We start from the raw sequence: 14,534 nt of genomic DNA on the forward strand, positions 1-14,534 counted from the left end.
GGCTGTCCCGACTCACCGGCCGTTCTCGTCGAGTGAGTCGATCGTGGTGCGCAGCCATGACAGTTCCGCCCGGCTTGTGGCCCGCGCGATGGTGAGGATGCCGCGACGGAAGGGGTCGTCCAGCTCCTCGACGCGCAGCGGCCGGTCACCTTCGTAGAAGAAGCTCGCGGGCTCCTCCAGGAAGGCGAGGCGGCGGCGCAGCACCGAGGCCTGTGCCGCGGGGTCGTCCAGGTGCCGGAGGAAGGCGAGCACCGTGAACCACCGGTTCTCGTCGGTGATGTCGCGCTGGGCGGGTTCCGCGAGTCGGCGGCGCAGTTCGCGTCCACCTTCCTCGGTGAGTGTCAGAACATGACGAGGGGCGGCCACGGAGCCTGGTTGCGTCGCCCGCTCCAGCAGCTCCGCCTTCTCAAGCCGCTTGATCGCGGGATACAGCGTGCTCTCGGCGACGGGCTTCACGTGTCCCGTCAGCGCGGCGATGCGCTTGCGCAGCTCGTAGCCGTGCAGCGGGGAGTCGTACAGAAAACCGAGGATGGCCAGCTCCAGCATTCTCCGCATTCTGCCGCATGCAGCTGTACATCGAGTCCTTGATACATCACATCATTCATACATTGACTCTTGCATACATCGGTACCGATGTATCATCCTGGGGCGTGGGAAACGACGAAGCGACACCAAGGGGAGAGCGATGAAGCAGGCCGAGTTCGACGGCATGGGAAGCCACATCCGCTGGACCGAGGTGACGGGCAGTGAACCTGCGCGGGTGTACGTGCACGGCCTCGGCTCCGCCTCGACGGTCTACCACGCCCACATCGCGGCCCGCCCCGAACTGGCAGGCCGCCGTACGCTCTTCGTCGACCTCCCCGGACACGGCATCAGCGACCGGCCCGCGGACTTCGGATACACCCTGGAGGACCACGCGGACGCACTGGCTGCCGCGCTGGACGAGGCCGACGTCGCGGCCGCGGAGATCGTCGCGCACAGCATGGGCGGGGCCGTGGCCATCGTGCTCGCCCACCGGCGCCCCGACCTGGTGTCCAGGCTGGTCCTCACGGAGGCGAACCTCGACCCGTACCCTCCGGTCGAGGCGGGCGGCAGCGGCATCGCCTCGTACACGGAGGAGGAGTTCGTCGACAACGGCGGCTACGCGCGCGTGCTCGACAAAGTCGGTCCCTCTTGGGCGGCCACCATGCGACTCGCCGACCCGCGCGCCCTGCACCGCACCGCGGCCGGTCTTGCGCGCGGCACGACCCCCACGATGCGCCACCTGCTCGAAGAGTTGACGGCGTCCCGTGTGTACCTGCAGGGGGAGCTGAGCGGCGAACTGGCGGGCCATGAGGCGCTGGAGGCCGCCGGTGTACGAGTGGTGACCGTGCCCGGCGCGGGGCACAACGTCATGTTCGACAATCCCGACGCCTTCGCGGCCGAGGTCGCCGGGACGCTCTGAGACCTCAGCCCCCGCGTACGGCCAGCGCGAGGAAGCGGGCGTCCTCGTCGGCGTACGACGTCATGTCCCAGCCGGAAGCGGCCAGCAGGGGGCGGAGGTTGGCCTCCGCCCGCAGGTCGTCGGGTGTGATCCGGCGACCCTGGCGTGCCGCGAGCGCCGCCCGGCCGATCGGGTGGAACAGCGCCAGGGTGCCACCCGGCCGCACCACCCGTGCCAGCTCTCTCAGGTTCTCGGCGGGGTGGGGCAGGTGTGCGATCAGCCCTGCCCCGAACACGGCGTCCAGTGATTCCGAGCGCAGTGGCAGTCCGGCGACGTCGGCGAGCAGCAACTGCCCCTCGCGGTCCCGGCCGGCCCGTACGGCGGCCGCCAGCATCGCGAGGGTCAGATCGGCCCCGATGACCACTCCGGAGGGCCCCACTGCCGTGCGCAGCGGCGGCAGGGCGCGCCCGGTGCCGCAACCCGCGTCGAGCACACGGTCCCCCTCACGCAGGCCGAGTTCGGCGACCGCGGCGGCGTAGGCGGGCCCGTCGTCGGGGAACCGGGTGTCCCAGTCGGCCGCGCGCGCCGTGAAGAATTCCTGGACGTGTGTGTGGTCGTCGCTCATGTTCCGCATGATCTCTCACCGACACGAAGTATGAAGCTGCGCACACGTTCGAGCGTGACGCGATCGCTTACGTACCTCTCTGTGTCATATTGCAGCACCTTTCGAAATGCGCCCCCTTTGTGCGCCCCTGCCCGGACTAGCGTCCCTGAGCCATGGGACACCTGGACCACGCCGCCTTCGGCTGGCTGACACCCGTGCTGTCGTACGCGATGGCCTGCATAGGCGCGGCCCTGGGGCTGCGTTGCACGGTCCGCGCGCTCGGCGCCACCGGACGTTCGCGCCGCAACTGGCTTCTCACGGCGGCCTCCGCGATCGGCACCGGCATCTGGACGATGCACTTCGTGGCGATGCTCGGCTTCAGTGTCAGCGGCACGGAAATACGCTACGACGTGCCGCTGACCATCCTCAGCCTGCTCGTCGCCATGGTCGTCGTCGGCGCGGGCGTCTTCGCCGTCGGCTACGGCCGCGACCGGGGCCGCGCGCTCGTCCTCGGTGGACTGACCACGGGGCTCGGCGTCGCGAGCATGCATTACCTGGGCATGGCCGCGCTGCGGCTGCATGGCGCGGTGGGCTACGACCCGGTGCTCGTCGGGCTCTCCGTCGTGATCGCCGTGGTCGCGGCGACCGCGGCCCTGTGGGCGGCACTCAACATCAGGTCGCCGGTCGCGGTCGCCATCGCCTCCCTCGTCATGGGAGGGGCCGTGAGCAGCATGCACTACACCGGAATGTTGGCGGTGAGTGTGCGCGTCAGCCCCTCCGGGGAGGCCCTGCCCGGGGCCACGGCGATGCAGTTCATCTTCCCCCTCGCCGTCGGCCTCGGGTCCTACCTCTTCCTGACCTCGGCGTTCGTCGCGCTGTCCCCGACGGCCGACGAGCGCGAGGCTTCCGCGTCGGCCCAGCGGCCGGTCGAGAGCGTCGCCCGCTAGCGGCGGGCCCGGAGCCACGACGGCCCGGAAGCCCGCCCGAACCATTCCGAGCGAGGAGGCCATGCGTACACCCCGTAGAACCCCCACAGTCGGCGCCGAGTCGCCGACCCGGCCCCCGGTGCGCGGCCGCCGCGCGCACGCGGGCCCGCCCGCCGACGAGTACGGAGACCCCGAAGACGAGGTCACAGAGGCGCCGTCGGAGGCACCCGCGCGCGTGGAAGGATGGCGCATACGCCCCCGCACGGTGCGGGCCAAGATCGTCTGTCTGCTGATGGTGCCGGTTGTCTCCCTGCTCGCCCTGTGGGCGTACGCCACGGTGAGCACCGCCCAGGACGTCGCGCGACTGCGACAGCTGCAAAGCGTGGACTCCACGGTCCGTGCCCCGGTCGACGATGCCGTCGCCGCACTGCAGACCGAACGCGCGGCCGCCGTCCGCTACGCGACCGATCCCGCTTCCCAAGAGCAGGGCGGTCTCAGGACGCTGGCGGAGCGCACCGACCGCGCGGTGGCGAAGCTGCGACTGGGCGACCGCAACACCGTCGCCGACGGCGCCGATCTGCCCGCCGGAGTGGCCGGGCGACTCGACGCCTTCGTCGCCACGGCCGAGCACCTGCGGAGTCTGCGCACCGCCGTACTGGAGCGCCGTAGCGGATGGGACGAGGCGTACGGGCAGTACACCAGGACGATTTCGACGGCCTTCGCGGTAGGTGGTGCGCTCACCGGCATCCAGGACGCCGACCTGGGGTCCGACGCGCGCGTACTCCTCGAATTCTCCCGGGCGGGGGAGGCACTCGCCCAGGAGGACGCGGTGCTGTCCGGCGCCCGGATCGCCCGCGCCCTCGACGGTGAGCGACTGCGGCTGTTCACCGGAGCGGTCGCCACCCGCCGCACTCTGACCGACGCCGCTGTCGCGGATCTGCGCGGGCCCGAACAGACCTCCTGGCACGACCTCGTGGCGGGGAGCGCGTACGCCGACGTACGTGCCGTCGAGGACAAGGTGCTCGCCTCCCGGCCCGGCGGCAACGCCATCGACGCCGCACCCGAGGCCGGCTGGAACACCGCCCACGCGCGCGTGCGGGACGCCATGCGCACCATCGAGGCAACGGCCGGCCGCGGTGTCGCGGACCGGGCCGACCCCTTGACCCGCGGTCTGCTGACACCCGCCGGTGCCGCCGTCGTGTTCGGCCTCGCCGCCGTCGCCGCGTCGCTCGTCATCTCCGTACGCATCGGACGCGGCCTTGTCGTCGAGCTGGTGAGCCTGCGCAACAGCGCTCTTGAGATCGCGCGCCGCAAACTCCCCGAGGCCATGCGCAGGCTGCGCGCGGGAGAGGAGCTCGACGTCCGTGCCGAGGCCCCGCCCGGGCCGCCCTCGGAGGACGAGACCGGACAGGTCGCGGAGGCTCTGGGCACCGTGCACCGCGCCGCGCTGCGGGCCGCCGTCGAGCGCGCGGAGCTGGCCAGCGGAATCTCCGGGGTCTTCGTCAATCTCGCCCGGCGCAGCCAGGTCCTCGTGCACCGCCAACTGAGTCTGCTGGACAGCATGGAGCGCCGTTCCGAGGATCCGAACGAACTGAGTGACCTCTTCCGGCTCGACCACCTCACCACCCGGATGCGGCGCCACGCGGAGAGTCTGATCATTCTCTCCGGCGCCGCGCCCGGCCGAGCCTGGCGTATGCCGGTCTCGCTGACGAACGTGGTCCGGGCCGCCGTGTCCGAAGTCGAGGACTACGCGCGCGTGGAGGTACGACAGCTCCCCGAGGCATCGGTCATCGGCGCCGCGGTGGCCGACCTCACGCACCTCCTGGCGGAAGTCGTGGAGAACGCCGCCCAGTTCTCACCGCCGCACACCCGGGTCAGGATCACTGGAGAGCCGGTCGGCAACGGCTACGCCGTGGAGGTCGAGGACCGGGGGCTCGGCATGGGCAAGGAGACGCTCGACGAGGCCAATCGGCGTATCGAGCAGTCCGAGGCACTTGACCTGTTCGACAGCGACCGGCTCGGTCTCTTCGTGGTCAGCAGGCTCGCGGCCCGGCATGGCGTCAAGGTGCACTTGCGGACCTCGCCCTACGGCGGCACCACCGCCGTGGTCCTGCTGCCGACGGCGTTGCTGCACGGAGGCGCGGCGGAACGTTCGCCCCGTAAGTCCGACCAGGAGAAGCCCGCGGAACGCGAGTACGCGCGCGTGTCGGCCGTCCCGGAGCAGGATTCCGTTCAGGCGCCCACCGAGCGGCCCGCGCTCGTACCCCTCGCGCAGTCCGCTGCCGAACCGTCCGCGAACGAGTCGGTCGAATCCCCGGTGAACGACTCGCTCGAACCTCCCGTGAACGGTTCGCCCCCAACCCCGCCCCCTGGAGTCACCACCTTGCGGCTGCATCGCCCTCCGGACGATTCCGAAGGGTCCGACGACCTCCCACGGCGCGTACGGCAGGCGAGCCTGGCGCCCCAACTACGCGAACAGCGGTCCGAGGATCCGGTTCAAGCGGCGGCTCCCCGGCACGACGACGCGCGTACTCCCGAACTCGTACGGGACCGTATGGCGGCCTACCGGGACGGCTGGGTGCGCGGCGGCGGCAGGATTCCCGGTCGCGTCGCGACTTCAGGACCCGATGCGGGCAGCGACAGCAGCGAAGGAGATTCCGCATGATCCAGGACCCGAGCATGAGGGCCGACCAGCGATCCGGCGAACTCGACTGGCTGCTGGACGACTTGGTGGTGCGTGTCGCCGAAGTGCGGCACGTGGTGGTGCTGTCGAACGACGGACTCGCGGTGGGAGCCTCCACCGGCCTCAGGCGCGAGGACGCCGAACACCTGGCTGCCGTCGCCTCCGGCTTCCACAGCCTGGCCAAGGGCGCCGGTCGCCACTTCGGCGCCGGGGGCGTACGCCAGACGATGGTGGAGATGGACGACGGCTTCCTGTTCGTGGCGGCAGCGGGCGACGGCTCGTGCCTGGCCGTCCTCACCGCCGTCACGGCCGACATCGGCCTGGTGGCGTACGAGATGGCGCGGCTGGTCAAGCGCGTCGGCGAACATCTCTGCACGCCGACGCGCGTCGCCGCGCGGCCGCCCGCCGCCGGATGACCGAGGGCGGGCGGTACAGATGACCGAGGACATGCCGGGCAGCCAGTGGTACGACAACGAGGCGGGACCGCTTGTCCGCCCCTACGCGATGACCGGCGGCCGTACCAAACCGGGCCCCACCGGGGTGCGTTTCGACCTGATCGCCCTGGTCACCCTGGACAAGGACGCACCCGGAGCCGACGACACCCTGCTCGGACCGGAACACCGCACCCTCGTCGGCCTGTGCCGCATCGAGACCCAATCGGTGGCCGAACTCGCGGCGGACGCGGACCTGCCGGTGGGCGTGGTCAGAGTGCTGCTCGGTGATCTGTTGGAGATGGGCTGCGTCACGGTCAGCCGTCCGGTGCCGCCCGCGCAACTGCCCGACGAGCGGATCCTCCGCGAGGTGATCGAGGGACTGAGGGCGCTCTAGATGAACCACGCGACTCCACCCACCCGCACACATGTACCAACGCACGCTCCGCACCGTTCGGCCCACGCCGAGCGCTGCCGGCACTCCCGAGAGAAGTGATCGATGGTCTCCGAGAACTCCGACGCCTCGGACGGCGAGACGACCGCCCTGGCGCTGAAGATACTGGTCGCCGGCGGGTTCGGCGTGGGCAAGACCACCCTGGTGGGCGCGGTCAGCGAGATCAGGCCGCTGCGCACCGAGGAACTGCTGAGCGAGGCGGGTCAGTCGGTGGACGACACCGACGGCGTCGACCAGAAGGTCACGACGACCGTCGCCATGGACTTCGGACGCATCACCATCCGCTCAGGTCTGTCCCTCTACCTCTTCGGTACACCGGGGCAGGACCGGTTCTGGTTCCTGTGGGACGAGCTGTCGCAGGGCGCGCTGGGCGCTGTCGTCCTCGCGGACACCCGAAGGCTGGAGGACTGCTTCCCCGCGGTGGACTACTTCGAGCACCGGCACATCCCGTTCGTGGTGGCGGTCAACTGCTTCGCGGGCGCTCGCGCCTACGGTGCCCAGGACGTGTCCCGAGCCCTTGACCTCGACCGGGGTACACCCGTGGTGCTCTGCGACGCACGGGACCGTGACTCCGGGAAGGAAGTACTGATCCGGCTCGTCGAGTACGCCGGGCGGGTGCACACCGCCCGGCTGCTCGACTCCGTCGGGTGAGGCCACGGAGAAATCGGCCGAGGCCGTTCAGGAAGAGATCTAGTCCGCCATCGAGGCGTACGCCACCACTTTCTCGATCCTTACGCGTACGAGGAGTTCACCCGGGACCCCGTTGCGCTGTCCGAGCTCCTCGGCGCGCTCCTCGCCCATGTAGCGAGCGCCGATCCGAGCGGCCCAGTGACGCATCGCGTCCAGATCCTCCGACAGCTCGGCACGACCTTCGAGTACCACGAAGTCGAACGGCGGCCGATCGTCGTCCACGCAGAGGGCGACTCGGCCGTCGTGGGCCAGATTCCGTCCCTTGACACTCTCCTTTGCCGTATTGAACAGCACGTCTTCGCCGTCCAGCAGAAACCAGACCGGCGCCACATGCGGACTCCCGTCGGCCCGGACGGTCGACAGCTTTCCGGTGCGTGTGCCGTGCGAGACGAAGGCTCGCCATTGCTCGTCGGTCATCTTCTTTGCCATGCCGCCATCCTCCTTGCCCGGAGGGGAGCAGTGGGGAAGGCTGGCTGGTCGGATCCTCCAGCCAGGGGGAAAACATCACGGGGAGACGGATCATGGCGCAGAACAGGGAACTCGGCTGGTTGCTCGATGACCTGACCGAGCGCGTCGAACACGTACGGCACGCCTTAGTGCTGTCCAACGACGGGCTGGTGACGGGGGCGAGCACGGGACTTCGGCGTGAGGACGCCGAGCATCTGGCGGCGGTGTCGTCGGGTCTGCACAGCCTGGCCAAGGGGTCCGGGCGGCACTTCGGTGCGGGCCATGTCCGCCAGACCATGATTGAGTTCGACGACGCGGTGCTCTTCGTCACCGCGGCGGGCGCCGGTAGCTGTCTGTGTGTCCTCAGCGCCGCTGAGGCCGACATCGGACAGGTCGCCTACGAGATGACGCTGCTCGTGAACCGTGTCGGCGAACACCTCGGCGTGGACGTACGCCAGCCGGAACGCTCACCCTCCATAGAGCCCTGACCTGCGGATACGTCGCCACGGTCGAAGTTATCCACAGGCTCGCCACGATATCCGCCGCACCGGCTACGGTTTTTCTCGAAGCAAGCGCACGCCAGCGCGAGCACCTCGCTCCACGGGGGAGAACCGTCATGTCCGGCAACACCGTTACGCAGCCGACCGATCTGCAGCCGGCCGATATGCAGTCAGCCGTTACGCGATCAGCCGTTACGCGATCAGTTGGTACGCAGTTGACCGCCAAGCAGTCCGCCGTCTCGCGACCCGCGACGTGGTCGCTCAGCCGTGCCGCGCGAGAACTGGAGCTCAAGCGCGGCGAGTTCGACCTCGCCCTGCACCTCGGATGCGTCCGAACCGTTCCCGACGAGGGGGGAGGTGGACGTCGCGTCACTTGCGCGGAGCTCGACCGGGTGCGCTCCGAGGACGGCTTTCCCGAGGCACTGCGGGAGCGCGTCAAGGCCGTCGGCACCACGGAGGGCGGCGCACTCATGGGAGTGACGAGCGCCAGGTTCACGCGCTTGGCGCGCCTGGGGCTGGTGGTGCCCGTGAAGTTCTACCTCAACCGCTACCGGGCCGTGGTCTGGTTGTATCTGGCCGAGGAGCTCAAGCAGTTCGCGGCCGACGAGCGGAACACGACGCTGCTGAAGGGGCGTACGCCCGAAGGACTCCGGGATCAGTTGGAGGCCGGCCTGGATCTCCGTCCGCGCAACTGGCGGGGGCGGCACATGGGATTCCTGCTGCGGCAGACCGAGGACCCCTGGGCGCGGGCAGCGATCGTGGCATCCCTGCTCGACCCCATCCAGGTGGCGGAGATCGTCAGGGATCCTTACGAGCGCGCCTGTCTGAACCGCTTCCGGCCCGAGCGGACCTCCCACGGCGCGCCGGACTCTGCCGCCGAGCACCTCGTCACCCGGATCATGACAGCACAGGACCCCGACGAGATCAGCTGGCTCCGGGCCGATTTGGGCCAGACGCTCGCCGAAGCCCGAGAGCTCCGGCCCGCACCCCGTCCGACGCCGCAGGCCTCACCGGCACCAGTCCCGCCGACACCGCTCTCACCACTGATTGCCTCACCCCCGGCGGCCTCGCGGCCGGACACCGCCGCACTCGACGACCGGCCCCCGACCGCGGAGCCCGCGCGGCCGCGGAGTCTGTTCGGATGGCTGCGCCGCAGAAGCTCCTGACGGGCCGGCCCTTTTCCGCAGCTTCTTGGAGTGTCCTCAGAGCACGGGTAGGCACTGCCCTAGAGGGCGCGGAAGAGTCCTTCCTGGACGACCGAGACCAGCAGACGTCCGTTCAGGTCGTAGATGCGCCCGCGGGCCAGCCCACGTCCGCCCGTGGCGACCGGTGACTCCTGGTCGTAGAGGAACCATTCGTCCGCGCGGAACGGCCGGTGGAACCACATCGCGTGGTCGAGCGAGGCCATGTCGAAGCCTCGCGGACCCCACAGCGGTTCCACCGGGATGCGGACGGCGTCCAGGAGGGTCATGTCGCTCGCGTAGGTGAGGGCGCAGGTGTGCACGAGCGGGTCGTCGCCCAGTGGCCCGACGGCGCGCATCCACACCGCGCTGCGCGGTTCGGCGTCCTTGATCTCCTCGGGCGTCCAGCGGAGCCGGTCGACATAGCGGATGTCGAACGGCTGGCGTCGGGCCATCCGCTGCAACGACTCGGGAAGCGTGCCCAGATGCTCCGTGATCTCCTGCGACATGTTCGGCAGCGTTTCCGGATGGGGGATCTCGCGGGCCGGCGGCAGTTGGTGTTCGAAGCTCCCCATCTCAGGCTTGTGAAAGGAGGCGGTCAGATTGAAGATCGTGCGGCCCTGCTGCACGGCGGTGACGCGGCGGGTGGTGAACGACCGCCCGTCCCGGACCCGTTCGACCTGGTACACGATCGGCACGCCCGGCCGACCCGGGCGCAGGAAGTACGCGTGCAGCGAGTGCACCGGCCAGTCGTCCTCCGTGGTGCGCCCGGCGGCGACCAGCGCCTGGCCCGCCACCTGGCCGCCGAAGACCCGCTGCAGTGACTCGTCGGGGCTGCGGCCGCGGAAGATGTTGACCTCGATCTGCTCCAGGTCGAGCAGGTCGACGAGTCTCTCGGCTGGGTTCGTCATGGATGGGGTTCTCCTGTGCTCACAACTGGCCGACGTCGGTGACCTTGACGATGGCACGGCCCTCCGCGTCGGAGGCCGTGAGGTCGACCTCCGCGCTGATGCCCCAGTCATGGTCGCCGTTCGGGTCGGCGAAGGTCTGACGGACGCGCCACAGGCGGTTCTGCGGCTCTTCCACGATCGACAGCAGTTTGGGGCCGCGGGCGTCGGGGCCGGTGCCGAGGTCCTCGTACTCGTCCCAGTACTTGTCCATCGCCTCGCCCCAGGCATCGGCGTCCCAGCCGGAGTCGGCATCCATCTCGCCGAGCTCGTCGACGTTGTCGAGCGCGGCGAGTTCGACGCGGCGGAACATGGCGTTGCGGACGAGGACGCGGAAGGCGCGGGCGTTCGCGCTGACCGGCTTGACCTGGTCGGCCTTCTCCTGCGCCTCCTCGGCCGTCATCTCCTCGGGGTTGGCGAGTTGCTCCCACTCGTCGAGGAGGCTGGAGTCGACCTGGCGCACCATCTCACCCAGCCAGGCGATCAGGTCCTCCAGGTCCTCGGACTTGAGGTCGTCCGGCACGGTGTGTTCGAGCGCCTTGTAGGCACTCGCCAGGTATCGCAGGACGATGCCCTCAGTGCGGGCGAGCTCGTAGAAGGAGACGAACTCGGTGAAGGTCATGGCCCGTTCGTACATGTCACGGATGACGGACTTCGGCGACAGGGGATGGTCGCCGACCCACGGATGGCTCTTGCGGTAGGTGTTGTAGGCGTGGAAGAGCAACTCCTCCATCGGCTTGGGGTACGACACGTCCTGAAGCCGCTCCATGCGGTCCTCGTACTCGACGCCGTCCGCCTTCATCGCGGCCACCGCTTCGCCGCGCGCCTTGTTCTGCTGGGCCGCGAGGATCTGCCGCGGGTCGTCCAGCGTGGACTCCACGACGGACACCATGTCCAGTGCGTACGAGGGGGACTCGGGGTCCAGAAGCTCGAACGCGGCGAGCGCGAAGGTCGACAGCGGCTGGTTGAGCGCGAAGTCCTGCTGCAGATCGACGGTGAGGCGCACGATACGGCCCGTGGCGTCCGGCTCGTCGAGCTTCTCCACGATGCCGCCGTCGAGGAGCGAGCGGTAGATCGCGATCGCCCGCCGGATGTGCCGCAGCTGCTGCTTGCGCGGCTCGTGGTTGTCCTCCAGCAGGTGACGCATCGCCTCGAAGGCGTTGCCGGGCCGGGCGATCACCGAGAGGAGCATCGTGTGGGTGACCCGGAAGCGCGAGGTGAGCGGCTCGGGCTCGGAGACGATGAGCCTCTCGAAGGTGTTGTCCGTCCAGCCGACGAAGCCCTCGGGCGCCTTCTTGCGCACCACCTTGCGGCGCTTCTTCGGATCGTCGCCCGCCTTGGCGAGCGCCTTCTCGTTCTCGATGACGTGCTCGGGCGCCTGGGCCACGACGAAGCCCGCCGTGTCGAAGCCCGCCCGCCCGGCGCGGCCGGCGATCTGGTGGAACTCGCGCGCCCGAAGAGTCCGCACCCGGTTGCCGTCGTACTTCGTCAGCGCCGTGAACAGCACGGTGCGGATGGGGACGTTGACGCCGACCCCGAGGGTGTCCGTGCCGCAGATGACCTTCAGGAGACCGGCCTGTGCCAGCTTCTCCACCAGCCGTCGGTACTTGGGCAGCATGCCCGCGTGGTGCACGCCGATGCCGTGGCGCACGTAGCGGGACAGGTTCTGGCCGAACTTGGTGGTGAAGCGGAAGTTGCCGATCAGCTCGGCGATCTGGTCCTTCTCCGCCCGCGTGCACATGTTGATGCTCATCAGCGCCTGTGCTCGCTCCACGGCCTGCGCCTGCGTGAAGTGCACGATGTAGACAGGGGCCTGCTTGGTCGCGAGCAGCTCGGTGAGCGTCTCCGTCAGCGGGGTCACCACGTACTCGTAGGAGAGGGGCACCGGCCGGGTCGCCGAGCGGACCACCGACGTGGGGCGGCCGGTGCGCCGGGTGAGGTCCTTCTCGAACATGGAGACGTCGCCGAGCGTCGCCGACATCAGGATGAACTGCGCCTGCGGCAGTTCGAGGATCGGGATCTGCCACGCCCAGCCGCGGTCGGCCTCCGCGTAGAAGTGGAACTCGTCCATGACGACCTGGCCGACGTCGGCGTGCTTGCCGTCCCGCAGCGCGATGGACGCCAGCACCTCGGCGGTGCAGCAGATGACGGGGGCGTCGGCGTTCACGGAGGCGTCGCCGGTCAGCATGCCGACGTTCTCGGTGCCGAACATCTTGCACAGCTCGAAGAACTTCTCCGAGACGAGCGCCTTGATCGGCGCTGTGTAGAAGGTGACCTCGTCACGGGCGAGCGCCGCGAAGTGCGCACCCGCCGCGATCATGCTCTTGCCCGAGCCGGTGGGCGTCGAGACGATCACGTTCGCACCCGAGACCACCTCGATCAGCGCCTCCTCCTGGTGGGGGTAGAGCGTGAGACCGCGTTCCTGGGCCCACGACTCGAAGGCTTCGTAGAGGGCGTCGGGATCTGCGGTCTGCGGCAGCTGATCGATAAGGGTCACGCCCCCATCTTGCCTGTCAACCCACCCGATGGGGGAATCGGATGCTCGTCCGAAGATCACGAACGCTACGCTGTGGCGCCGACGAGGCGCCGGCGCACGCAGGCAACTGGGCAGCGGCACAAGAAGAATGGGGCGGGAAACGGTCATGATGGGACCAGCACACTCACTGTCGGGAGCCGCGGCCTGGCTCGGCGTCGGAGCGGCGGCCGCCGCGGCCGGCCACACCATGCCGTGGCCCGTCCTCCTCGTTGGCGCCCTGATCTGCGCCGGAGCGGCGCTCGCCCCGGACCTGGACCACAAGGCGGCCACCATCTCGCGGGCCTTCGGACCCGTCTCCCGTGCCCTGTGCGAGATCGTCGACAAGCTCTCGTACGCCGTCTACAAGTCGACCCGCAAGCCGGGCGACCCACGGCGCTCAGGCGGCCACCGCACGCTGACGCACACCTGGCTGTGGGCGGTGATGATCGGCGCGGGTACCGCGGTCCTGGCGATCGCCGGTGGCCGCTGGGCGGTCCTGGCCATTCTCTTCGTGCACATGGTGCTCGCGATCGAGGGCCTGCTGTGGCGGGCCGCCCGCGGCTCCAGCAGCGACGTCCTGGTCTGGCTGCTGGCCGCGACCAGCGCCTGGATCCTCGCCGGAGTCCTGGACAAGCCGGGCAACGGTTCGGACTGGCTGTTCACCGCGCCGGGCCAGGAGTACCTGTGGCTCGGTCTGCCGATCGTCCTGGGCGCCCTGGTGCACGACATAGGCGACGCACTGACGGTGTCCGGCTGCCCGGTCCTGTGGCCCATCCCGATCGGCCGCAAGCGCTGGTACCCGATCGGCCCGCCCAAGGCCATGCGCTTCCGCGCCGGCAGCTGGGTGGAGCTCAAGGTCCTGATGCCGGTCTTCATGCTGCTGGGCGGGGTGGGCTGCGCGGCGGCGCTCAACGTCATCTGAGCGAGCGGGGCAGCGGCTCAGGCCGTCGCGTCCTTGCCCGCTTCCTGTCCCGCACCCCCGTACCGCCTCTCGAACTGGGCGATGCGGCCCTCCGAGTCCACGGTGCGGGCCTTGCCCGTGTAGAACGGGTGGCTTTCCGAGGAGATCTCGACGTCGACGACGGGGTAGGTCTCGCCGTCGTCCCAGTCGATGGTCTGGTCGCTGGTCGCGGTGGACCGGGTGAGGAAGGCGTAGCCCGCGGCCCGGTCGCGGAAGACGACGGGGCGGTATTCGGGGTGCTTGTCCTGCTGCATGGGTGCTCCTTGGGGGAGAGGTGCGGGGGCCGGTCAGCCGGACCGGGTGTCCTCGTCGACGATGTGCATCGCGGCCTCCTCGGCCGAGGCCGCGGCGCCGTCGATGCCGATGTCGGTGGCGATCAGTCCGCTCTCCTCGTCCTCGTGCGCCCCTTCATCGGGAGCGACGAGACGGCCGGAGCGGGTGGCGCCCACCTCGTTGTCCAAGGGCTCGCCGTCGGTGCCCTGGCAGTCGCCGATGCCGTCCCCGTCCAGTTCGGTGATGTCGGGCATCTCCTCCGCGAGACGTTGGTCCAGGGTCTCGCCCTGCCGACGCTCCGCGGCGGTCACCCCGGAGTGCTCCACCGCCCACGGCCGCTCAGGCGGGGACCAGCCCCGGTCGAGCGGGTCACCGACGCCGTCGGCGAGCAGTGTGTCCTCGGCGTCGAGCAGCCCCGCGTCGTCCTGTACCTCGGATCCGTCGGGCTGGTAGACGTCGTCCCCCCATCCGTCGGAGCTGTCCACGGGTACCTCCAGAT

16 protein-coding genes are annotated in these 14,534 nt (G+C 69.8%); 9 read left to right on the plus strand and 7 right to left on the minus strand.

Annotation, left to right across the window (positions count from 1 at the left end; genetic code table 11):
- Positions 1–12 precede the first annotated feature (12 nt).
- Positions 13–546 carry a PadR family transcriptional regulator gene (locus tag RV986_RS45375; protein ID WP_475922929.1) on the minus strand — a complete coding sequence of 178 codons (534 nt, stop codon included), beginning with the start codon at positions 544–546 and terminating at the stop codon, positions 13–15.
- 139 nt (positions 547–685) lie between these two features.
- On the opposite strand from RV986_RS45375, the gene RV986_RS45380 reads away from it, so the two are divergent.
- Positions 686–1,444: an alpha/beta fold hydrolase gene (locus tag RV986_RS45380; protein ID WP_475922930.1), complete on the plus strand. Its 759-nt coding sequence runs from the start codon at positions 686–688 to the stop codon at positions 1,442–1,444.
- Positions 1,445–1,448: 4 nt separating this feature from the next.
- Here the strand turns inward: RV986_RS45380 and RV986_RS45385 are convergent, their stop codons facing one another.
- Positions 1,449–2,048, minus strand: a complete 600-nt coding sequence (locus RV986_RS45385; protein ID WP_475922931.1) for a class I SAM-dependent methyltransferase — start codon at positions 2,046–2,048, stop codon at positions 1,449–1,451.
- A 152-nt stretch (positions 2,049–2,200) separates the two neighbouring features.
- Between RV986_RS45385 and RV986_RS45390 the strand changes: the two genes are divergently transcribed.
- The 5 genes from RV986_RS45390 (at position 2,201) to RV986_RS45410 (ending at position 7,172) form a co-directional block, all read left to right on the plus strand.
- Positions 2,201–2,974, plus strand: coding sequence for an MHYT domain-containing protein (locus RV986_RS45390; RefSeq protein WP_475922932.1), 774 nt, complete (start codon positions 2,201–2,203; stop codon positions 2,972–2,974).
- A gap of 61 nt (positions 2,975–3,035) precedes the next feature.
- Entirely contained in the window at positions 3,036–5,618 is a 2,583-nt protein-coding gene (locus RV986_RS45395) for a sensor histidine kinase (protein ID WP_475922933.1), read from the plus strand.
- Positions 5,615–6,052, plus strand: a complete 438-nt coding sequence (locus RV986_RS45400) for a roadblock/LC7 domain-containing protein (protein ID WP_475922934.1) — start codon at positions 5,615–5,617, stop codon at positions 6,050–6,052. The genes RV986_RS45395 and RV986_RS45400 overlap by 4 nt, the downstream gene beginning before the upstream one ends.
- A 19-nt stretch (positions 6,053–6,071) precedes the next feature.
- Positions 6,072–6,464 carry a DUF742 domain-containing protein gene (locus RV986_RS45405; RefSeq protein WP_475922935.1) on the plus strand — a complete coding sequence of 131 codons (393 nt, stop codon included), beginning with the start codon at positions 6,072–6,074 and terminating at the stop codon, positions 6,462–6,464.
- A gap of 102 nt (positions 6,465–6,566) precedes the next feature.
- Positions 6,567–7,172 (plus strand): GTP-binding protein, encoded by a 606-nt coding sequence (locus RV986_RS45410; RefSeq protein ID WP_475922936.1) that lies wholly within the window; start codon positions 6,567–6,569, stop codon positions 7,170–7,172.
- Between the two features lie 39 nt (positions 7,173–7,211).
- On the opposite strand, the gene RV986_RS45415 is transcribed toward RV986_RS45410, so the two are convergent.
- Positions 7,212–7,640: a PPOX class F420-dependent oxidoreductase gene (locus RV986_RS45415; protein ID WP_475922937.1), complete on the minus strand. Its 429-nt coding sequence runs from the start codon at positions 7,638–7,640 to the stop codon at positions 7,212–7,214.
- A 92-nt stretch (positions 7,641–7,732) separates the two neighbouring features.
- Here RV986_RS45415 and RV986_RS45420 point away from each other — a divergent pair, with 92 nt between their 5' ends.
- On the plus strand, positions 7,733–8,146 hold the full coding sequence (locus tag RV986_RS45420; protein WP_475922938.1) for a roadblock/LC7 domain-containing protein: 414 nt from the start codon (positions 7,733–7,735) through the stop codon (positions 8,144–8,146).
- A 128-nt stretch (positions 8,147–8,274) separates the two neighbouring features.
- The gene (locus tag RV986_RS45425; protein WP_475922939.1) at positions 8,275–9,324 is read left to right on the plus strand and encodes a DUF6397 family protein; all 1,050 of its coding nucleotides are present in this window, start codon (positions 8,275–8,277) and stop codon (positions 9,322–9,324) included.
- A gap of 59 nt (positions 9,325–9,383) precedes the next feature.
- On the opposite strand, the gene RV986_RS45430 is transcribed toward RV986_RS45425, so the two are convergent.
- Together RV986_RS45430 and RV986_RS45435 are read right to left on the minus strand one after the other, a co-directional pair.
- Entirely contained in the window at positions 9,384–10,250 is an 867-nt protein-coding gene (locus tag RV986_RS45430; RefSeq protein ID WP_475922940.1) for an acyl-CoA thioesterase, read from the minus strand.
- A gap of 19 nt (positions 10,251–10,269) precedes the next feature.
- Positions 10,270–12,783 (minus strand): DEAD/DEAH box helicase, encoded by a 2,514-nt coding sequence (locus tag RV986_RS45435; protein WP_475922941.1) that lies wholly within the window; start codon positions 12,781–12,783, stop codon positions 10,270–10,272.
- 145 nt (positions 12,784–12,928) lie between these two features.
- Here RV986_RS45435 and RV986_RS45440 point away from each other — a divergent pair, with 145 nt between their 5' ends.
- The gene (locus RV986_RS45440) at positions 12,929–13,723 is read left to right on the plus strand and encodes a metal-dependent hydrolase (RefSeq protein ID WP_475922942.1); all 795 of its coding nucleotides are present in this window, start codon (positions 12,929–12,931) and stop codon (positions 13,721–13,723) included.
- 17 nt (positions 13,724–13,740) lie between these two features.
- Here the strand turns inward: RV986_RS45440 and RV986_RS45445 are convergent, their stop codons facing one another.
- Complete coding sequence (locus RV986_RS45445) at positions 13,741–14,016, minus strand: type B 50S ribosomal protein L31 (RefSeq protein WP_475922943.1); 276 nt, start codon at positions 14,014–14,016, stop codon at positions 13,741–13,743.
- A 33-nt stretch (positions 14,017–14,049) separates the two neighbouring features.
- On the minus strand, positions 14,050–14,520 hold the full coding sequence (locus tag RV986_RS45450; protein WP_475922944.1) for a DUF5709 domain-containing protein: 471 nt from the start codon (positions 14,518–14,520) through the stop codon (positions 14,050–14,052).
- Positions 14,521–14,534 lie beyond the last annotated feature (14 nt).

Source organism: Streptomyces sp. RLA012 (genome assembly GCF_056270325.1).

Bases quoted from the DNA above. Each gene is read 5' to 3' on its own strand.
- RV986_RS45375 (WP_475922929.1), bottom strand. From the start codon at position 546: ATGCTGGAGCTGGCCATCCTCGGTTTTCTGTACGACTCCCCGCTGCAC.
- RV986_RS45380 (WP_475922930.1), top strand. From the start codon at position 686: ATGAAGCAGGCCGAGTTCGACGGCATGGGAAGCCACATCCGCTGGACC.
- RV986_RS45385 (WP_475922931.1), bottom strand. From the start codon at position 2,048: ATGAGCGACGACCACACACACGTCCAGGAATTCTTCACGGCGCGCGCG.
- RV986_RS45390 (WP_475922932.1), top strand. From the start codon at position 2,201: ATGGGACACCTGGACCACGCCGCCTTCGGCTGGCTGACACCCGTGCTG.
- RV986_RS45395 (WP_475922933.1), top strand. From the start codon at position 3,036: ATGCGTACACCCCGTAGAACCCCCACAGTCGGCGCCGAGTCGCCGACC.
- RV986_RS45400 (WP_475922934.1), top strand. From the start codon at position 5,615: ATGATCCAGGACCCGAGCATGAGGGCCGACCAGCGATCCGGCGAACTC.
- RV986_RS45405 (WP_475922935.1), top strand. From the start codon at position 6,072: ATGACCGAGGACATGCCGGGCAGCCAGTGGTACGACAACGAGGCGGGA.
- RV986_RS45410 (WP_475922936.1), top strand. From the start codon at position 6,567: ATGGTCTCCGAGAACTCCGACGCCTCGGACGGCGAGACGACCGCCCTG.
- RV986_RS45415 (WP_475922937.1), bottom strand. From the start codon at position 7,640: ATGGCAAAGAAGATGACCGACGAGCAATGGCGAGCCTTCGTCTCGCAC.
- RV986_RS45420 (WP_475922938.1), top strand. From the start codon at position 7,733: ATGGCGCAGAACAGGGAACTCGGCTGGTTGCTCGATGACCTGACCGAG.
- RV986_RS45425 (WP_475922939.1), top strand. From the start codon at position 8,275: ATGTCCGGCAACACCGTTACGCAGCCGACCGATCTGCAGCCGGCCGAT.
- RV986_RS45430 (WP_475922940.1), bottom strand. From the start codon at position 10,250: ATGACGAACCCAGCCGAGAGACTCGTCGACCTGCTCGACCTGGAGCAG.
- RV986_RS45440 (WP_475922942.1), top strand. From the start codon at position 12,929: ATGATGGGACCAGCACACTCACTGTCGGGAGCCGCGGCCTGGCTCGGC.
- RV986_RS45445 (WP_475922943.1), bottom strand. From the start codon at position 14,016: ATGCAGCAGGACAAGCACCCCGAATACCGCCCCGTCGTCTTCCGCGAC.